Source organism: Nocardioides sp. Root1257 (genome assembly GCF_001425175.1).
In the GTDB taxonomy this organism is placed as follows: domain Bacteria; phylum Actinomycetota; class Actinomycetes; order Propionibacteriales; family Nocardioidaceae; genus Nocardioides.
In genome coordinates this window covers 138,166-155,353 of record NZ_LMDV01000014.1, presented here as the reverse complement: position 1 = coordinate 155,353, position 17,188 = coordinate 138,166, and the positions used below count along the sequence as shown (strand labels likewise).

Sequence of the window (17,188 nt, the reverse complement as noted above, 5' to 3'; positions counted from 1 at the left end):
GTCAGTGCCTCTCGGGGGTCAGGGTGAACCGGACGTTGCCGTCCGGGTCACCGTCGAGCACGGTGATGTCGGTGACCCGGGGTCGGAACGCATCGGCGATGGTCGTGATTCCGAGGTCGGCGACGGCGGAGCGACCGGCGCCGAGGAGCATCGGCGCGACGTACACGACGATCTCGTCGACCAGGTCCGCGTGCAGGAAGGCGGCAGCCAGGGTCGGTCCGCCCTCGAGGAAGACGTGCTGGCGGTCGCGGGCGTAGAGCTCCGCGAGCGCCTCGCGCGGGTCCCGGGTGCGGAGGTGGACGCTGTCCGCGTCACTGTTGAAGAGCCGGCGGCCCGGGTCGAGGTCGCGCTCCCCCATGACCGCCCGCAGCGGCTGGACGGGGAGCGGCTGGTCCTGGTCGTCGCGGACGGTCAGCAGCGGGTCGTCGACGGCGACGGTGTTGGTGCCGACCAGCATGACGTCGCACAGCGCCCGGAGCCGGTGGGTGTCGCGTCGCGAGGCGAGCGAGCTGACCCAGCGGCTGGTGCCGTCGGCGGCCGCGCTGCGACCGTCGAGGGTGGTGGCGAACTTCCAGGTGACGAACGGGCGACCGTGCTCCACCGCGAAGGTCCAGACCGTGTTCAGAAGTCTCGACTCGACCGTCATCAGTCCCGACTCGACCTCGATGCCGGCGGCGCGCAGGGTGTCGGCGCCCCCGGCAGCGGCGGGGTTGGGGTCGGACTGCGCGAACACGACCCGGCGTACGCCGGCCGCGATGAGCGCCTGCGCGCACGGGGCGGTGCGGCCCGTGTGGTTGCAGGGCTCGAGGGTGACGACGGCGGTCGTCCCCCGCGCCCGGTCGCCCGCCCGGGCGAGCGCGTCGGCCTCGGCGTGCGGCGTGCCGGCGCCGCGGTGGAAGCCCTCGGCGACCGTGCTGCCGTCGTCGGCGAGCAGGACGCAGCCGACGCGCGGGTTGGGGCCGAGCGGGACGCCCGGCGTCGCCGCCAGCTCGAGGGCGCGACGCATCGCGGCCTGCTCGGCGGCGGTGGTGCTCATGGCTGGCCCCTCATCGTCCGATCACGGACTCCGGGGCTGGACGGGTCGCACACGTACGACGTACGCGTGACGACACCTGCGTGCGCTTCCCATCCGGACTTTCACCGTCGGTCCAGGATTCTCACCTGGTCAACCGGTCACTGGCTGTGACCGGGTCGCGGACTTCTGATCTCTCAGTCACCGCCGGCTCGGAATTACACCGACCCCAGAGCACGCGAGTTGAAAACTCGTCGGGGCGAGTCTGCCACAGAGCCGGTCGCCCGGCTCCGTGGGACGGGTCACATCACGAGACGGGACCGCTCAGCGGGTGGACGCCGCCTTGGCACGCAGGTCGCCGATCATCCGGTCGGGGTCGTCGGCGGAGTAGACGGCCGACCCGGCGACGAACACGTCCGCGCCGGCCTCCGCGCAGCGCTCGATCGTCTCGAGGCTCACGCCGCCGTCGACCTGGAGCCAGGTCTCGACGCCGTGCTTGTCCATCAGCTCGCGGGCGCGGCGGATCTTCGGCAGGCACAGGTCGAGGAACTTCTGGCCGCCGAAGCCCGGCTCGACGGTCATGATCAGCACCATGTCGAGCTCGGCGAGCAGGTCCTCGTAGGGGTCGATCGGCGTCGCCGGCTTGAGCGCCATGCTCGCGCGGGCGCCGTGGGCACGGATCTCGCGGGCCAGCCGCACCGGCGCCTTCGCGGCCTCGACGTGGAACGTCACCGAGCCGCAGCCGGCCTCGACGTACGCCAGCGCCTCGTTGTCGGCGTCCTCGATCATCAGGTGCGCGTCGAGGGGTACGTCGGTCGAGCGGGCCAGCGCCTCGACCATCGTGGGGCCGAAGGTCAGGTTGGGCACGAAGTGGTTGTCCATCACGTCGACGTGCACCCAGTCGGCACTGCCGATCCGGGCGACCTCCTCGCCCAGGCGGGCGAAGTCGGCGTTGAGGATGCTCGGCGTGATCTGGATGTGGCCCACGCCCGGAAGTCTAGTGACGGGCTAGCGTGGCCCGATGCCGACCTTCGACGAGTACGTCGACCACGTCCGCGCCGTCGTGCTGGCCACCGAGCCGGACGCCGAGGAGGGCACCAGCTACGGGATGCTCGCCTGGCGGCTGGCCGGGAAGCCGCTGCTGGGGATCAACCCTGCGAAGGCGCACGTCGGGATCTATCCGTTCAGTCCCGAGGCCGTCGACGCCGTGCGCGACCGGCTCGACGGGTTCACCGTCACCAAGGGCGGTGTGCAGTGCACGACCGAGCGCCCGGTCCCCGACGAGGTGATCGAGGAGCTGGTCCGGCTCCGGCGCGCCGAGATCACCGGCTAGGCCGGCTCCTCGACCGTCTGCACGACGCCGCGCACGAACTGGTGGATGTAGCCGCAGCTGCTGCAGGTCACCGCGTCGACCTCCTTGTTGAAGCCCGAGTTGGCGACCCCCGAGGTGATGAGCGTGATCGTGCGCCGGGTGAAGGTGCCGCCTTCGCACACCACGCAGCTCAGTGCGCGTCCCTCGACCTGCATGCGTTCGGGTGTCTTCATGCGTCCTCCTCGGGTTCGGTCGGCGTCACCGCGCCCGCGGCCTCGTCGCGCTCGGCCCACTCCAGGAGCGGCGTGATGTCGAAGGGGTGGTCGTCGATGTCGGCGTGCAGGTCGCCGAGCTCGGCGAACCGGTCCGGGACGGTGAAGATCGTGAAGTCGTGCGGGTCGGCGTCGTCGACCTCGTCCCAGCGGATCGGCGTGGAGACACGAGCATCGGGCAGGCCACGGACGGAGTACGCCGCGGCGATCGTGTGGTCGCGGGCGTTCTGGTTGTAGTCGACGAAGAGGTGGTGAGGGTCGCGGTCCTTCTTCCACCACTGCGTGGTGACGTCCTCGGGCATCCGGCGCTCGATCTCGCGCGCGAACGCGAGCGCACCCCGGCGTACCTGCTTGAACCCGTGCTCCGGACGGATCCGCACGTAGACGTGCATCCCCTTGCTGCCGCTGGTCTTCGGGTAGCCGACCGCACCGAGCTCGTCGAGCACCTCGTGGACCACGTGCGCGACCCGGCGGACCTGGGCGTAGTCGCTGAGCGGACCCGGGTCGAGGTCGATGCGCCACTCGTCGGGGACCTCGGTGTCCTCGCGCCGGCTGTTCCAGGGGTGGAACTCGACCGTCGACATCTGCACGGCCCAGATCACCGCGCCGAGCTCGGTCACGCAGAGCTCGTCGGCGGTGCGGTTCCAGCGCGGGAAGTGCAGCTGGACCGTCTCCACCCACGGGGGCGCGCCGTTCGGGAGCCGCTTCTGGTGGACCTTCTCCCCCGACAGCCCCTTCGGGAAGCGGTGCAGCATGCAGGGCCGCTCGAAGAGCGCGTTCACGATGCCCGGACCGACGGCCAGGTAGTACTCGACGAGGTCGAGCTTGGTCGCGCCGCTCTCCGGGAAGTAGACCCGGTCCGGGTTGCTCACTCGCACCACCCGGTCGTCGACGTCGATCTCGACCGCGGGCGGCTTCGAGGGCATGCGCCCAATGTAGGCGGTCCGGCGTCGTACGGTTCGGAGGTGGACTTCGACCAGCCGCCGGTGGTACGCGTGGAGGTGGACCCCGAACGCCGGCTGCCGGCGGGAGCCTCGCCGATGACGATCCCCGCCGTCGCCCAGCTGGTGGCCGACGGGCTCACCCTCCCGCCGGGCGTGACCTTCCTGGTCGGGGAGAACGGATCCGGCAAGTCGACCATCGTCGAGGCGATCGCGATGGCCTACGGCCTCGGCGCCGAGGGCGGATCGACGGGCAGCCAGCACGCGACGCGATCGTCCGAGTCGCCGCTCGGGCGGACGCTCCGGCTCCGGCGCGGGCTCGGGGGCGGACGTTGGGGCTTCTTCCTCCGCGCGGAGACGATGCACGGCTTCTACAGCTACCTGGAGGACAACCCCGGCCCGCAGGACGCCGGGCGCCGCGACCCGCGCTTCCACGAGATGAGCCACGGCGAGTCGTTCCTGGCCGTGCTGCGCACCCGCTTCGACTCGTCGGGCTTCTACTGCCTCGACGAGCCCGAGGCGGCGCTGTCGTTCTCGTCCACCCTCGGCCTGATCTCCACGCTGGGCGCCGTGGTCGAGGACGGCGGGCAGGTCCTCTGCGCGACGCACTCCCCCGTGCTCGCGGCGATGCCGGGCGCCACGATCCTCGAGGTCGGTGAGTGGGGACTGCGGCGTACGACGTGGGAGGAGCTCGAGCTGGTGCAGCACTGGAAGGCCTACCTCGACGCGCCCGGCCGCTACCTGCGCCACGTGCTGGACTGAGAAAAGTCCCGGTCGCCTGTCACCTGACGGGGCACTCGAGGAGTCTGATCTGCTGTGACGAGGAACGATGCCGAGGAGTTCGCCGAGTTCGTGCGGACCACCGGGCCGCGGCTGCACCGATCGGCGCTGCTGCTCACCGGGGACCACCACCTCACCGAGGACCTGACGCAGGCGACGTACGCCCGCGTCTACGCCTCGTGGCGTCGGGTGTCGCGCGCCGACGACCCGCTGGCGTACGCGCGCCGGACGCTGCTCAACACCTACCTCTCGCACCGCCGGCTGCGTCGCAACAGCGAGCTGCCGGCGGATCCCACCCTCGGGCCGGAGCCCGCCGCGCCCGAGGACGACCACACGACCCGGCTGGACCTGCTGGACGCGCTCGCCACCCTGCCGCCGCACGACCGGGCGGTGCTGGTGCTGCGCTACTGGGAGGACCGCAGCGTCGCCGACACGGCCCACGACCTCGGCATCACCGAGTCGGCCGTGCGCACCCGCTCCCGGCGCGCGCTCCAGCGGCTCCGCCCGCTGCTCGCCGCCGACCTGATCGAGAGGACCACCTGATGACCCACGACGACCCCACCGAGCTCGGCACCGCACTCCGCGACCGGGTGCGCGACGAGGACCCCGACCTCGACCAGCTGATCCGCGTCTCCACCCGCACCGGCACGCGCATGCGCCGCCGTCGTACGGCGGCCGCCGGACTCGGCTGCGTGGTCGCCGGCGTGGCCGTCGTCGGGATCCTCGGCAGCTCCCTGGGCGGCTCCGACGACACCACCGGCACCGATCCCGGGGTGGCCACCCAGCCGACCCCCACGGCCTCGGCGACACCGCCGCCCCCCGACGTCGTCCAGCCGACGGCCCAGCGCCTGCCCGTGACCGTCGTGCTGGGCGCGCTGCCGGACTGGGAGGTCGGCACCGCTGCCGACGACAAGTTCCCGGTGTCGAAGGGCGACAGCTTCCTGACGGTGGTGACCCGGCCGATGTCGGAGTACGACTCCTGGTCCGGCGACGACCCCGACCACCCGTCCGACCAGGTCGTGCACGTCGGCGCGAACTACTTCGTGACCGTGCAGCCCGCCGACGACGTGCCCCTGGACGTCCTCCACGAGCTCCTCGACGCGCTCCGCTACGAGACTCGGTGGAAGAAGTAGCTCACCGTCTGCGCAGCAGCGCCAGGAACATCGCGTCGGTGCCGTGCCGGTGCGGCCACAGCTGCAGCGTGCCCGGCAGCGGACCTGCCGCGTCGGGCACGTCGGGGAGCACCGGGCCGAGGTCCTCGAGGAGGACGTCGTCGCGGCTCTCGAGGACGGCCCTGACGACGCCGGCGGTCTCGGCGAGCACCGGCGAGCAGGTCGCGTAGAGCACGACGCCGCCGGAACGCGTCAGGTCCAGGGCCGACGCGACGAGGCTCTCCTGGAGCGGCACCAGCTCGGCGATGTCGGCGGGACGACGGCGCCAGCGCGCCTCGGGGCGACGCCGGAGCGCACCCAGTCCGGTGCAGGGCGCGTCGACGAGGACGCGGTCGAAGGCGCCGGACCGGTACGGCGGCCGCGTGCCGTCGGCGGCGACGACCCCGAGCACCCCCGGACCACCGGTCAGGGCCTTGCGGACGAGGCCGGCGCGGTGCGGCTGGCGCTCCGACCCGACCAGGGCGGCGCCTCGCTCGGCGGCCAACGCGGCGAGCAGCGCGGCCTTGCCACCAGGCCCGGCGCAGAGGTCGAGCCAGCGGGCGTCACGGCCATCGACCGCTGCGGCGGCGGCGGCGATCGCGACCAGCTGCGAGCCCTCGTCCTGGACGCCCGCGCGTCCCTGGGCGACCGCCCGGACCTGGCCGGGGTCGCCGCCGGCCAGCACGACGCCGTACGGCGAGAAGCGCGTGGGCTCACCCCCCAGCTCCTCGCGGGTGGCGCGGCCGGGCCGGGCGACCAGGGTGACCTTCGGGCGTGCGTTGTCGGCGGCCAGCAGCGCCTCGAGCTCGTCGTCGCGGCCGAGGGCGGCGCGGAGCTCGTCGACCACCCAGGCGGGGTGGCTGGAGGCGGTCGCCACGTCGGGCGCCACCTGGGCGGTCCAGGCCTCCAGGTCCTGCTGGGAGACCTTGCGGAGCACCGCGTTGGCGAAGCCGGCCGCGCCCTGGCTGACGCGGAAGCGCACCAGGTCGACGGTGGTGCTGATCGCGGCGTGGGTCGGCACCCGCATGGCGAGCAGCTGGTGGCAGCCGAGCCGCAGGCCGTCGAGCACCTTCAGCTCGACCTTGTTCAGGGAGCGGTCGATGCAGGCGGCCAGGATCGCGTCGTAGAGCCCCTGCCAGCGGATCGTCCCGGAGGCGAGCTCGGTGGCGAAGGCGGCGTCGCGGCCGCTCAGGCGGTGCTCGCGCAGCAGGGCGGGCAGCACCAGGTTGGTGTAGGCGTCGTCGACGCGGACCGCCTTGAGCACCTCGAAGGCGACCATCCGGGCCGGGTCGACGCGGGGCTTCCGGTCAGCCGGCATCGGCAGGCACTCCGACTGCTGCGCCGGTCTCGATCCGCTGGCCCCGGACCCAGTCGGCGGCGGGCATCTGCTTGCGCCCGTGCGGCTTCACGTCGCCGAGGCGTACGGCGTGGGTGCCGGTGCCCACGAGCACCTCGGCCTTGCTGACCTCGAGCCGGCCGGGCTCCAGCACCTGCTCGGTGAGCGTCACCGGGCCGACTTTGACGCGCTCGCCGTCGTACGTCGTCCACGCGCCGGGCGCGGGCGTGCACGCGCGCACCTGGCAGTCGACGGCGATGGCCGGCCGCGACCAGTCGATGCGGGCGTCCTCCACCAGGATCTTCGGCGCGAAGGACACCCCCTCGGCCTGCTGGGGTCGCGCGTCCAGGGAGCCGTCCTCGATCCCGTCGAGGGTCGCGACGAGCAGCCCCGCGCCGCCCTCGGCGAGCCGGCCGAGGAGGTCGCCGGAGGTGTCGTCGGGCTGGATCCGTTCGGTCATCACCCCGAAGGTCGGGCCCGCGTCGAGCTCCTTGACGATCAGGAAGGTCGTCGCGCCGGTGACCTCGTCGTTGTTCCAGATCGCGTGCTGCACCGGGGCCGCACCGCGCCAGTGCGGCAGCACGGAGAAGTGCAGGTTGACCCAGCCGACGGTCGGGATGTCGAGTGCCGACTGCGGCAGCATCGCGCCGTACGCGACCACCGGGCAGCACTCCGGCCGGAGCGCGCGCAGGGCCTCCTGGAACTCCGGGTCGCGCGGGTGCTCGGGCTTGAGGACCGGGACGCCCAGCTCCTCGGCGCGCACGGCCACCGGGCTCGGCGTGAGCTTGCGGCCACGGCCGAAGGGCGCGTCGGGCCGGGTGACGACGCCGACGAGCTCGTGGCCGGACGCGGCGATGGCGTCCAGGGAGGGCAGGGCGACCTCGGGGGTGCCGGCGAAGACGACGCGCATCCCGCTCAGAACCCGAAGCCGTTGGTGGCGTGCGGCGACACCTTGACCGTCGGCCGCTCGAGCCCGAACCACTCGGCCTCCCGGATCGCCTTCATCGCGGCCTTGCGGGCATCGGTGTCGAGCCGGTCGACGAAGAGCACGCCGTCGAGGTGGTCGGTCTCGTGCTGGATCGCGCGGGCGAGCAGCTCGGAGCCCTCGATCACGACCGGCTCGCCGTGCATGTCGAAGCCGTGGGCGACCACCGAGAGCGCGCGGGTGCAGTCGAAGCTCAGGTCCGGGATGGAGAGGCAGCCCTCGGGACCGTGCTGGGTGTCGGTGGAGAGCTCGAGGCGCGGGTTGACGAGGTGGCCGAGCTCGCCGTCGACGTGCCAGGTGAACACTCGCAGGCCGACCCCGATCTGCGGCGCGGCCAGGCCGGCACCGGGTGCCTCCAGCATCGTGTCGGTCAGGTCCTCGACCAGGCGGCGGAGCTCCTTGTCGAAGTCGACGACCTCGATCGCGGGCTTGCGCAGGACGGGGTCTCCGAAGAGTCGGATCGGCTGGATGGGCACCGCGACAGTCTAGGGAGGACGCGCAGCGGACTCCCTGTCGGTGGTCGAGCAAGCGCCCGGGGACGCGTCAGCGGACCCGACGGCGCGTGTCGAGACCAGGAGCGCCTCAGAGCGTCGGGGGGTCGACCTGGATGCGCACGGCGTCGAGCTTGCGCGCCGAGCGAAGCCGCTGGAGCTCGCCGAGAGCCCGCGACAGGTCGGCACCCTCGGCCCGGGGCACCCGGACGACGACCCGGCTCTCCCCCTCGGAGACGTCCACCGGACCCAGCAGCTCGGCCGACGCCGGTGCCGCCAGGAGCGTGACGGCGTCGTCGACCGCCCCGGGCTCGCCCGTGATCGTGGCCAGCCGGCTGGCGGGCGGCAGGTGGGCCGCCAGCCGCTCATCTGTCTCGCGCTCGGCGTGACCGGCCGGGTCCCAGCGCACCAGCGCCTGGAGGGTCGGGTGGGCCGGGTCGCCGACGGCGACCACCCGCCCTCCCGGCCGGACCAGCGCGGCGGCGTCGGCCCACCGGCGCAGCGCCTCCTCGCCGGCGCGCAGGTCGATGCGCGAGAGCAGCAGCCAGGTGTCGAGCAGCACCACCGCGGCGTAGCCGCCCTCGGCGACCGGTTCGGCCCCCGGAGTGGCGACGACGACCTGGCGGGTGCCCGAGACGGTCGCGAGGACGGTGTCGCCGGAGCTGGTGCGGACCCGGATGTTCGGCAGTGCCCGGCCCAGCTCCTCGGCGGTCCGGGCGTCCCCGAGGACGGGGGCCCGCAGCCCGCGGTGCCCGCACTCGCGGCACGCCCAGGCCTCGTCGGCGGTGCCGCACCACCGGCACGCCGGCGGGGTCGCGGGGCCGGTCAGGGCGAGCGGCCCCTGGCACACGTCGCAGCGGGCCGGCGTGCGGCAGCGCTCGCAGGCGAGGACGTTGACGTAGCCCAGCCGCGGCGTCTGGACCAGGACCGGACCGGTCTCCAGGGCGTCGCGGACCACGAGGTGGACCTCGCGCGGGATCCGCGCACCGCGCGCGTGCAGGTCTCGGTCGGTCTCGGTGCCGGCGACCTGGACGGTCACCCGCCGGCGTACCTCCGCCCGGTCGGCGGTGATCTCCTGGGCCCAGCCGGTGCGGAGCAGGTACGCCGCCTCGACGGTGCGCACGAACCCGCCGATCAGGGCGCCCGCGCCCTCGCGCTCGGCGCGCAGCAGCAGCGTCTCGCGGGTGTGGGGGTAGGGGGCCCGCGGCTCGGCGTGCAGGTCGTCGCCGTCGTCCCAGATGACGACGAGCCCGAGGTCGCGGACGGGGGCGAACCCGGCCGCGCGGGTGCCGACGACGACGCGCCGGGCCCCTCGGCTGACCGCGAGGAAGTCGCGGTAGCGCCGCGCCGGGCCGGCGTCGGCGGTGAGGGTGACGTGCTGACCCTCGCCCATCGCCGCGACCAGCGCGCGGTCCACGCGGGCCACGTCCTTGCCGTCGGGCACGCAGATCACGACGCCCCGGCCCGACGCGTGCGTGGCGGCCGCGGCGTGGGCGACGAGCGCCGGCCAGTCGGTGGCCGGCGCCGCGGACCAGACCGCTCGGGGGCTGCCGCCGACGGCCAGGTGCCGCAGGAAGGCCGGGCCGGGCGCGTGCTCGGCCCAGGCCTGCTCCCCCGCTCGGGCGTCGTGGCGCCACGGCACCGCGGCCGGGGACGGCTCCTTCTCCGTGGTCGCATGCCGGGTCGGGATCGCGAGCCGCAGCACGTCGGAGCGGGTGCCGGCGTACCTCTCGGCGAGCTCGCCGGCCAGCCCCGCGATCTCGCGGTGGATGACCGGCTCGGGGCTGACGACCCGGCGCAGCGGGGTGAGACGACCGGCGTGCTCGCTCTCGGTGCCCCGGGCGAGCACGAAGCCGTCGACGTCCTGCCCCGCGAAGCGGACCTTGACCCGCGCGCCCGGGACGGCCGTGTCAGCCATCGCGGCCGGGACGGCGTAGTCGAACGGGCGGTCCAGGTGGGCGAGCGGGACGTCGACGAGCACCTGCGCCACCGGGTCGACGGCCGCCGGCTCGGCCTCCGCGGCCTTGCGCGCGCGGGTGGCGCGGGCCTTGGCCTGTGAGGCCTTCACCGACGCCCGGGCCATGCCCGGCAGCAGCTCCGGGTGCTCGTCGGGGTCGGCCATGGGCGCAGTTCTACCAGCGCCCGCTGACGGTGCGGACTACCGGCGCTTCTTCGCCTTCACCTTCCCGGTCGCCTTCGACGTCGCTGTCGCCGTGGCGTAGCCGGCCCTGCTGCCCGTCACCCGCACGGAGATCCGCTTGCCCTGGTCGGCCCTGGTCACGGCGTACGTCGACCTCGTGGCCTTGTTGATCGGCTTGCCGTTGCGCAGCCACTGGAGACGGAGGGTGACCCCCGCGGGCCTCCAGGTCCCCGGCTTCACGGTGAGCCTCGCCCCGACCTGGGCCTTCCCGGCCACGGTCGGCGTGCCTCGCACCAGGGTGCCCAGGCCGACGGCCGCCGTCGGGCCGCTGGTCGCGGTGCCGGAGGTGAAGCCCGCCTTCACCGCGGTGACCCGGACCGACAGGGTCTGTCCGACGTCGGTGGCCACCGGCGCGTAGCTCGCCGTCGTCGCACCGCCGATCGGGGTGCCGGCGCGCAGCCACTGGAAGGCGAACGAGTCCGGGGTCGGGGTCCAGCTGCCGGGAGCGGCGGTCAGGGTGCTGCCGACGCGCGGACTGCCCGACACGGTCGGCGCCACCGAGCTCGCGAGGGCGGGCACGTCGCAGGTGTACAGCGAGATGTCGTCGACCGCCCAGCCCGGGAAGGAGATCGAGCTGTCGGTGTTCATCGTGAACCGAGGCTTGACCGAGCTCCCTGCGAAGCTGCTCAGGTCGACCCGGCTGGCGAGGTACCCGCGGCTGTCGCCCCCGAAGCCCAGCCGGCCCGCTGCCGGGTTCGAGAAGCCCGAGTGGATCGTCTGGCTCGGACCGTTGATCCAGGGCAGGCTCGCGGTGTCGACCGGACCGGCGCCCGCATCGACCTCGACGGTGCCGCCGTCGTAGAAGCCGCCCGTGTCGTAGTCCAGCACGCGCCACTGCTGGAAGTAGAGGTAGGACGACTGACCGGCGGGCAACGGGACCGACGTGCTGGCGACGAGGGCGCTCGTCCCCACGGCGGCGGGATCGCTGGACACCCAGGCGTCCGGGGCGGAGTGCGACAGCGTCGCCTCACGCGCCCAGGTCGGTCCGGCGACGAAGGTCGACGCCGGCGCGCCGGTCTCGCTGTCCATGAGCACCCGCTTGGTCGTGCCCGCCGGGCAGTCGGCGGCGGCGTCGGCCGGCTGGGGGTTGTTGGTGGGGGTGTCGCGGAGCTGGGTCGCCAGCGTCGCCTTGTGGACGTTGGTGCAGTCGTCGGCGGTGAACCCGGCCGTCCCTCCGGCGAGCAGGGCCTGGCAGCTCTGGTCGAGCACGGCGGCCTCGTCCGCGTAGTCGCTGCCGGAGGTGAGCGACTGGTCGACCAGGACCCACAGCCGCGCCGACTTCGTGAGCGTCGGGTCCCCGGTGTCGATCCCCGTCATCGTCTGCCCGTTGAACGTCCCGCCCTGGGAGATCAGGAACGCCGTCTTGTTGCCGACGCCGGAGTTGGTGTGCACCCCGTCGTTGTCGGGGTAGGTGCTGGCCTCCTTCCGGTAGAACGTGCTCGACGTCGTGTCGGGGTCGTTGAACACGGTCGGGTCCGCCATGTTGCGGAGGCCGTCCGGGAAGCCGGGGATGTCCTCGCCCATCGCCCAGTTCGTCGGTGAGTCGCCGGCCGACGGATGCCGGTGGTCGATGATCTCGCCGATGATGTCGGAGATCGACTCGTTCATGGCGCCCGACTGGCCCCAGTAGAAGAGCCCGGAGTTGCGCTCGGTGAAGCCGTGCGTGATCTCGTGACCCACGACGTCGTCCGCCACGGCGTACCCCTGGCCGTAGTACATCTGGGAGCCGTTCCAGAAGGCGTTGTCGTAGGGGCACGCGTTGCTGGAGCCGGTGTAGCACCACCGCACCGTCGAGGCGAGCTTCTTCTGGCCGGACACGGTGATGCCCAGCAGCTGCGTCAGGTCGACGCCCGCGACCTGCTGGTAGAAGTCGGCCACCACGCCGCTCAGGTCGTACGCCGTGTCGACGTCGGCCTGACCGTTCGCCGGGGCGCCCTCCGTGCGCGCGAAGCCCGAGGTGCAAGGCACGTCGCTCGACCGGCGGACGTTGTTGTCGTCGCAGACGACCCGGTCGACCGCGTGCTGGATCTCGTCGACGTCCATCAGCACCGCCCCGGTGCGGTCGTCGATCATGATCTGGCGTCGCTCGTCTGCGTCGCGGGTGACCTCGAACCGCCAGACACCGCGGGCGTCGACCGCCGGGTCGCCTCCGATCAGTCCGGCGTCGAGCACCCAGCGGCCCAGGGATTCGACGGTCGTGCCGCCGCCGGCCCCGGAGCCCTTGAGGAACGCCGCCCGAGCCTCCGCCTCCGCCTCGCTCTCCCCGACCGTCGCGTCCGCGACCCGCGTGACCTCGGAGGTCTCGGCCAGCATCGAGGACAGCTCGCGGTCGGAGCGGAGACTGACCACGACCTGGCCCCCGACGACCGGCACCCCCGCGACCTCCTGCTGGTAGCGGACGACGTCGCCCACGGCGGTCGGCCGTGCCGACGTCTGGTTCCAGGTCGTGCCGGAGCGCTCCGCGCCGACCGCCGCGCCGTACCGGGCGACGTGCAGGTCGGCGGCCTCGGCCACCCCGGTGCCGGGGTGCACGTCGGGGTTGTCGAGCTCGCCGCCGGCGGGCACCCCGATGAAGCCGGCGTGTCCGCCCGACCCGGCGCCACGCATCGTGACCGGCCGGTCGGAGTCGTCGTCGAGGCGGGCCAGCGCCCGGCTCTCCGGGTCAGCCGCCCCGGCCGGCGAGGTCGGCACCGCGGCCAGGGCTCCGCTCACCAGGAGGAGGGCGAAGAAGTGCGACAGCATGCGTGGCCTGGACATCGTGGCTCCTGGGGCGGGATGGCAACCCGAGCGGACGATTCACGCTAGGCCCACGACGCGACAGCGGACATGCCCCGATCGGGGCATGTCCGCTGTCGATCTGCTGTGAATCTGCGCCTGTCAGAGGCCGGCGGCCGCCTTCAGGGCGTCGGCGCGGTCGGTGCGCTCCCAGGTGAACTCCGGCAGCTCGCGGCCGAAGTGGCCGTACGCCGCGGTCTTGGCGTAGATGGGGCGCAGCAGGTCGAGGTCGCGGATGATCGCGGCCGGGCGCAGGTCGAAGACCTCGAGCACCGCCTGCTGGATCTGCTCGTCGGACACGGTGCCGGTGCCGAAGGTCTCGATGAAGACGCCGACGGGCTGGGCCTTGCCGATCGCGTAGGCGACCTGCGCCTCGCAGCGACGGGCCAGGCCGGCGGCCACGACGTTCTTGGCGACCCAGCGCATGGCGTACGCCGCCGAGCGGTCGACCTTCGACGGGTCCTTGCCCGAGAAGGCGCCGCCACCGTGGCGGGCCATGCCGCCGTAGGTGTCGACGATGATCTTGCGGCCGGTCAGGCCGGCGTCGCCCATCGGGCCGCCGACGACGAAGCGGCCGGTCGGGTTGACCAGGAGGCGGTAGCCCTCCGAGGGGATCCTGAACGTGTCGAGGACCGGGTCGATGACGTGCTTCTTGACGTCGGCCTCGAGCGCGTCGAGCTCGGTCTCCTCGGAGTGCTGCGTCGAGAGCACGACGGTGTCGACGCGCACCGGGCGGTTGTCGGCGTCGTACTCGATGGTGACCTGGGTCTTCCCGTCGGGACGCAGGTAGGGCAGCGTCCCGTCCTTGCGGACCGCGGTGAGCTGCTCGGCGAGCCGCTGGGCGATCACGATCGGGAGCGGCATCAGCACGTCGGTGTCGTCGCAGGCGTAGCCGAACATCAGGCCCTGGTCGCCGGCGCCCTGCTTGTCCATGGCGTCGACGGACCCGGTGCGACTCTCGTGGCCGGTGTCGACGCCCTGGGCGATGTCGCCGGACTGGCCGCCGATCGCCACCATGACGCCGCAGGACGCGCCGTCGAAGCCCTTGAGCGAGGAGTCGTAGCCGATCTCGAGGATCCGGTCGCGGACCTTCTGCTTGATGTCGACGTAGCCGGTCGTGGTCACCTCGCCGGCGACGACGACGAGGCCGGTGGTGAGCAGTGTCTCGACCGCGACCCGGCTGTGGGGGTCCTGCTCGAGCATCGCGTCGAGGACGGAGTCGCTGATCTGGTCAGCGATCTTGTCCGGGTGGCCCTCGGTCACCGATTCCGACGTGAAGAGACGTCCGGTCACTGCTGCTCCTTGGTGCGCTGGGTGGTGCGATGGGGTGGTGCGGAACACCCTAACTGGCGTCCCACGGGGTGGTACGGCGGTCTCAGCGGTTCAGCGGAGACGGCTGCGGACCTGGTCCCAGATGACGTGGGCCAGGGCCGACTTGGATCCGCGCGGCACCTCGACGTCGCCGCCGTCGGCCGCCAGGATCATGGCTTCGTTGTCGGGGCTGCCGAAGACGGCTCCCCCGCTCACGTCGTTGACCACGAGCAGGTCGCAGCCCTTGCGCACGAGCTTCGCGCGCGCCAGGTCGAGCACGGAACCGGTCTCGTCACCGGTCTCGGCCGCGAAACCGACGACGACCTGGCCCTCGCGGGCGCGCTCGGTGCCGATCTCGTGGAGGATGTCGGGGTTCTGGACGAGCTCGATGGCGGGCGCCGAGCCGTCCGCGGCCTTCTTGATCTTCGCGTCGCTGACGCCGGTGGGCCGGAAGTCGGCCGGGGCTGCGGCCATCACGACGGCGTCGGCCGCAGCCGCAGCGGAGACGACCTCCTGGCGGAGCTGCGCGGTCGTCTCGACCCGCACGACCTTGACCCCGGCCGGGTCCGCCAGGGTCACGTTGGCGGCGATGAGCGTCACCTCGGCGCCCCGGGCCGCGGCCGCCCGGGCCAGGGCGTAGCCCTGCAGCCCGGAGGAGCGGTTGCCGAGGAAGCGGACCGGGTCGAGGTACTCCCGCGTCCCGCCGGCGGACACCACCACGTGGCGGCCGGCGAGGTCGAGGTCCGTCGTACCGCGGGACAGGACCTCGCGGCAGACCTCGAAGATCTCGTCGGGCTCGGGCAGCCGGCCCTTGCCGGTGTCCTTGCCGGTCAGGCGGCCCTCGGCGGGCTCGATGACGAGCGCGCCACGCTCGCGGAGCGTGGCGACGTTGGCGCGGGTGGCCGGGTGCTCCCACATCTCCGTGTGCATCGCCGGGGCGAAGACCACCGGGCAGCGCGCGGTCAGCAGCGTGGAGGTCAGCAGGTCGTCGGCGAGACCGTGCGTGGCCTTGGCCAGAAGGTCCGCGGTCGCCGGCGCGACCACGACGAGATCGGCCTCCTGGCCGATCCGGACGTGCGGCACCTCGTGGACGTTGCTCCACACGTCGGTGGCCACCGGCTTGCCGGACAGCGCCGACCAGGTCGGCGCGCCCACGAACTCCAGCGCGGCGGCGGTCGGGACGACGGTCACGTCGTGGCCCGACTCGGTGAGGCGCCGCAGCAGCTCGCACGCCTTGTAGGCGGCGATCCCGCCGGACACCCCGAGAACGACACGAGGCCGCCTCCCGGAGGAGACGGCCGTGTCGTGACGCTCAGTCGTCGGGGTCATCGACCCGTCAGGTCAGTTGCCCGCGAGGCCGGCCTCGGCGGCAGCCTGGGCGGCGGCCTCCTCGGCAGCGAGCTCGGCGGGGTCGATGTCCTCGCAGACCAGGAGGTCGTCGTTGATCTCGCGGAGCGCGATCGACAGCGGCTTCTCCTGCACGTGGGTGTCCACGAGCGGGCCGACGTACTCGAGCAGGCCCTCGCCCAGCTGCGAGTAGTAGGCGTTGATCTGGCGAGCACGCTTGGCGCTGAAGAGAACCAGCTTGTACTTGCTGTCGGTCTTGGAGAGCAGGTCGTCGATCGAGGGGTTGGTGACACCCTCAGCGGCGATGTTCGGGGCAGCCACGCAGAAGCCTCACTGATCGGTTGGGGATTGCAGCATCAAGGCTACCAACTCCTCGGCTGCAGCGTGAACTTCGTGGTTCACGATGCTCACGTCGAACTCCTCCTCGGCGGCCAGCTCCTCGCGCGCGGTGACGAGCCGGCGCTCCCGTTCCTCCGCCGTCTCGGTGCCCCGACCGACGAGTCGGCGGACCAGCTCGTCCCACGAGGGGGGCTTCAGGAAGACGAACAACGCGTTCGGCATGCTCGCGCGGACCTGCCGCGCGCCCTGCAGGTCGATCTCCAGCAGGGCGGGGCGGCCGGTCGCGAGGACGGCCTCCACCGGCTGGCGAGGGGTGCCGTAGCGGGCCGCCTTGTGGACGACCGCCCACTCGAGCAGGTCGCCGCGCTCGATCATCGCGTCGAACTGGTCGTCGTCGACGAACCAGTAGTGCACGCCGTCCTGCTCGCCCGGGCGCGGCGCGCGGGTCGTCGCGGAGACCGAGATCCAGGCCTCCGGGTGGTGCCGGCGTACGTCGGCGGCGACGGTGCCCTTCCCGACCGCGGTCGGTCCCGCGAGAACGACGAGCCGGGAGGGCTCAGTCACGCGCCGCGAACTCCTTCTCGAGCGCCGCCACCTGCTTGGTGCCGAGGCCCCGGACCCGCCGGCTCTCGGCGATGCCGAGGCGCTCCATGAGCTGGCGCGCGCGCACCTTGCCGAGGCCGGGCATCGCCTGGAGCAGGTCGACGACCCGCATCTTCCCGATGACCTCGTTGCGCTGGCCCTCCTCGAGCACGTCGGCGATCGAGGCACCCGAGTTCTTCAGCCGGTTCTTGACCTCGGCCCGCTCCCTCCGGGATGCGGCGGCCTTGTCGAGGGCCGCCTGACGCTGTTCAGGGGTGAGCGGGGGCAGAGCCACGAGCACGGGTCCTTCGGGGTTCGGGAGGTGGTGCGGGACGCAGGTGGTCAATCTAGTCA

The 17,188-nt window shown here is 73.0% G+C and carries 18 protein-coding genes and 1 riboswitch; of the genes, 4 read left to right on the top strand and 14 right to left on the bottom strand.

Features of this window, described 5'->3' with window-relative positions; translation table 11 throughout:
• Position 1: 1 nt before the first annotated feature.
• Positions 2-1,036, bottom strand: coding sequence for a bifunctional diaminohydroxyphosphoribosylaminopyrimidine deaminase/5-amino-6-(5-phosphoribosylamino)uracil reductase RibD (gene ribD, locus ASC77_RS24800; RefSeq protein WP_056159591.1), 1,035 nt, complete (start codon positions 1,034-1,036; stop codon positions 2-4).
• 76 nt (positions 1,037-1,112) lie between these two features.
• Positions 1,113-1,254, bottom strand: a riboswitch (FMN riboswitch).
• 82 nt (positions 1,255-1,336) lie between these two features.
• Positions 1,337-1,999 (bottom strand): ribulose-phosphate 3-epimerase, encoded by a 663-nt coding sequence (gene rpe, locus ASC77_RS24795; protein ID WP_082575308.1) that lies wholly within the window; start codon positions 1,997-1,999, stop codon positions 1,337-1,339.
• Positions 2,000-2,033: 34 nt separating this feature from the next.
• Between rpe and ASC77_RS24790 the strand changes: the two genes are divergently transcribed.
• Entirely contained in the window at positions 2,034-2,345 is a 312-nt protein-coding gene (locus ASC77_RS24790) for an iron chaperone (RefSeq protein ID WP_056159587.1), read from the top strand.
• Here ASC77_RS24790 and ASC77_RS24785 read toward each other — a convergent pair.
• Both ASC77_RS24785 and ligD read right to left on the bottom strand, forming a co-directional pair.
• Positions 2,342-2,557, bottom strand: coding sequence for a hypothetical protein (locus ASC77_RS24785; protein WP_156391280.1), 216 nt, complete (start codon positions 2,555-2,557; stop codon positions 2,342-2,344). The genes ASC77_RS24790 and ASC77_RS24785 overlap by 4 nt on opposite strands.
• A complete protein-coding gene (gene ligD, locus ASC77_RS24780) occupies positions 2,554-3,522 on the bottom strand; it encodes a non-homologous end-joining DNA ligase (RefSeq protein WP_056159582.1) in 969 nt (322 codons plus the stop codon). Before ligD ends, ASC77_RS24785 begins: the two co-directional genes overlap by 4 nt.
• 39 nt (positions 3,523-3,561) lie before the next feature.
• Between ligD and ASC77_RS24775 the strand changes: the two genes are divergently transcribed.
• Genes ASC77_RS24775 through ASC77_RS24765 form a run of 3 tightly spaced genes read left to right on the top strand, consistent with a single transcriptional unit; the run spans position 3,562 to position 5,450 of the window.
• A complete protein-coding gene (locus tag ASC77_RS24775) occupies positions 3,562-4,299 on the top strand; it encodes an AAA family ATPase (RefSeq protein WP_056159579.1) in 738 nt (245 codons plus the stop codon).
• A 54-nt stretch (positions 4,300-4,353) separates the two neighbouring features.
• The gene (locus tag ASC77_RS24770) at positions 4,354-4,860 is read left to right on the top strand and encodes a SigE family RNA polymerase sigma factor (RefSeq protein WP_056159577.1); all 507 of its coding nucleotides are present in this window, start codon (positions 4,354-4,356) and stop codon (positions 4,858-4,860) included.
• On the top strand, positions 4,860-5,450 hold the full coding sequence (locus ASC77_RS24765) for a hypothetical protein (protein ID WP_056159575.1): 591 nt from the start codon (positions 4,860-4,862) through the stop codon (positions 5,448-5,450). The genes ASC77_RS24770 and ASC77_RS24765 overlap by 1 nt, the downstream gene beginning before the upstream one ends.
• Before the next feature lies 1 nt (position 5,451).
• Here ASC77_RS24765 and ASC77_RS24760 read toward each other — a convergent pair whose 3' ends face one another.
• From ASC77_RS24760 to mihF, 10 genes are all read right to left on the bottom strand, one after another.
• Positions 5,452-6,786, bottom strand: coding sequence for an RsmB/NOP family class I SAM-dependent RNA methyltransferase (locus ASC77_RS24760; protein ID WP_056159572.1), 1,335 nt, complete (start codon positions 6,784-6,786; stop codon positions 5,452-5,454).
• Positions 6,776-7,714: a methionyl-tRNA formyltransferase gene (gene fmt / locus ASC77_RS24755; RefSeq protein WP_056159569.1), complete on the bottom strand. Its 939-nt coding sequence runs from the start codon at positions 7,712-7,714 to the stop codon at positions 6,776-6,778. The genes ASC77_RS24760 and fmt overlap by 11 nt, the downstream gene beginning before the upstream one ends.
• Before the next feature lie 5 nt (positions 7,715-7,719).
• Positions 7,720-8,265: a peptide deformylase gene (gene def, locus ASC77_RS24750; RefSeq protein ID WP_056159565.1), complete on the bottom strand. Its 546-nt coding sequence runs from the start codon at positions 8,263-8,265 to the stop codon at positions 7,720-7,722.
• 106 nt (positions 8,266-8,371) lie between these two features.
• Positions 8,372-10,402 carry a primosomal protein N' gene (locus ASC77_RS24745; protein ID WP_082575307.1) on the bottom strand — a complete coding sequence of 677 codons (2,031 nt, stop codon included), beginning with the start codon at positions 10,400-10,402 and terminating at the stop codon, positions 8,372-8,374.
• 36 nt (positions 10,403-10,438) lie between these two features.
• Positions 10,439-13,237: a M4 family metallopeptidase gene (locus ASC77_RS24740; RefSeq protein ID WP_156391279.1), complete on the bottom strand. Its 2,799-nt coding sequence runs from the start codon at positions 13,235-13,237 to the stop codon at positions 10,439-10,441.
• A gap of 120 nt (positions 13,238-13,357) precedes the next feature.
• Complete coding sequence (gene metK, locus ASC77_RS24735; protein ID WP_056159560.1) at positions 13,358-14,548, bottom strand: methionine adenosyltransferase; 1,191 nt, start codon at positions 14,546-14,548, stop codon at positions 13,358-13,360.
• A gap of 90 nt (positions 14,549-14,638) precedes the next feature.
• On the bottom strand, positions 14,639-15,895 hold the full coding sequence (gene coaBC / locus ASC77_RS24730; protein ID WP_056159557.1) for a bifunctional phosphopantothenoylcysteine decarboxylase/phosphopantothenate--cysteine ligase CoaBC: 1,257 nt from the start codon (positions 15,893-15,895) through the stop codon (positions 14,639-14,641).
• A 12-nt stretch (positions 15,896-15,907) separates the two neighbouring features.
• Positions 15,908-16,234, bottom strand: a complete 327-nt coding sequence (gene rpoZ, locus ASC77_RS24725) for a DNA-directed RNA polymerase subunit omega (protein ID WP_056159553.1) — start codon at positions 16,232-16,234, stop codon at positions 15,908-15,910.
• 9 nt (positions 16,235-16,243) lie between these two features.
• Positions 16,244-16,816 (bottom strand): guanylate kinase, encoded by a 573-nt coding sequence (gmk, locus tag ASC77_RS24720; protein ID WP_056159549.1) that lies wholly within the window; start codon positions 16,814-16,816, stop codon positions 16,244-16,246.
• Positions 16,809-17,129, bottom strand: a complete 321-nt coding sequence (gene mihF, locus ASC77_RS24715; RefSeq protein ID WP_056159754.1) for an integration host factor, actinobacterial type — start codon at positions 17,127-17,129, stop codon at positions 16,809-16,811. The genes gmk and mihF overlap by 8 nt, the downstream gene beginning before the upstream one ends.
• Between the last annotated feature and the right edge of the window lie 59 nt (positions 17,130-17,188).

What these genes read in the sequence shown, in the direction of transcription:
- ribD (WP_056159591.1), bottom strand. Translation starts at nt 1,036, where the DNA reads ATGAGCACCACCGCCGCCGAGCAGGCCGCGATGCGTCGCGCCCTCGAG.
- ASC77_RS24790 (WP_056159587.1), top strand. Translation starts at nt 2,034, where the DNA reads ATGCCGACCTTCGACGAGTACGTCGACCACGTCCGCGCCGTCGTGCTG.
- ASC77_RS24785 (WP_156391280.1), bottom strand. Translation starts at nt 2,557, where the DNA reads ATGAAGACACCCGAACGCATGCAGGTCGAGGGACGCGCACTGAGCTGC.
- ligD (WP_056159582.1), bottom strand. Translation starts at nt 3,522, where the DNA reads ATGCCCTCGAAGCCGCCCGCGGTCGAGATCGACGTCGACGACCGGGTG.
- ASC77_RS24765 (WP_056159575.1), top strand. Translation starts at nt 4,860, where the DNA reads ATGACCCACGACGACCCCACCGAGCTCGGCACCGCACTCCGCGACCGG.
- ASC77_RS24760 (WP_056159572.1), bottom strand. Translation starts at nt 6,786, where the DNA reads ATGCCGGCTGACCGGAAGCCCCGCGTCGACCCGGCCCGGATGGTCGCC.
- fmt (WP_056159569.1), bottom strand. Translation starts at nt 7,714, where the DNA reads ATGCGCGTCGTCTTCGCCGGCACCCCCGAGGTCGCCCTGCCCTCCCTG.
- ASC77_RS24745 (WP_082575307.1), bottom strand. Translation starts at nt 10,402, where the DNA reads ATGGCCGACCCCGACGAGCACCCGGAGCTGCTGCCGGGCATGGCCCGG.
- ASC77_RS24740 (WP_156391279.1), bottom strand. Translation starts at nt 13,237, where the DNA reads ATGTCCAGGCCACGCATGCTGTCGCACTTCTTCGCCCTCCTCCTGGTG.
- coaBC (WP_056159557.1), bottom strand. Translation starts at nt 15,895, where the DNA reads ATGACCCCGACGACTGAGCGTCACGACACGGCCGTCTCCTCCGGGAGG.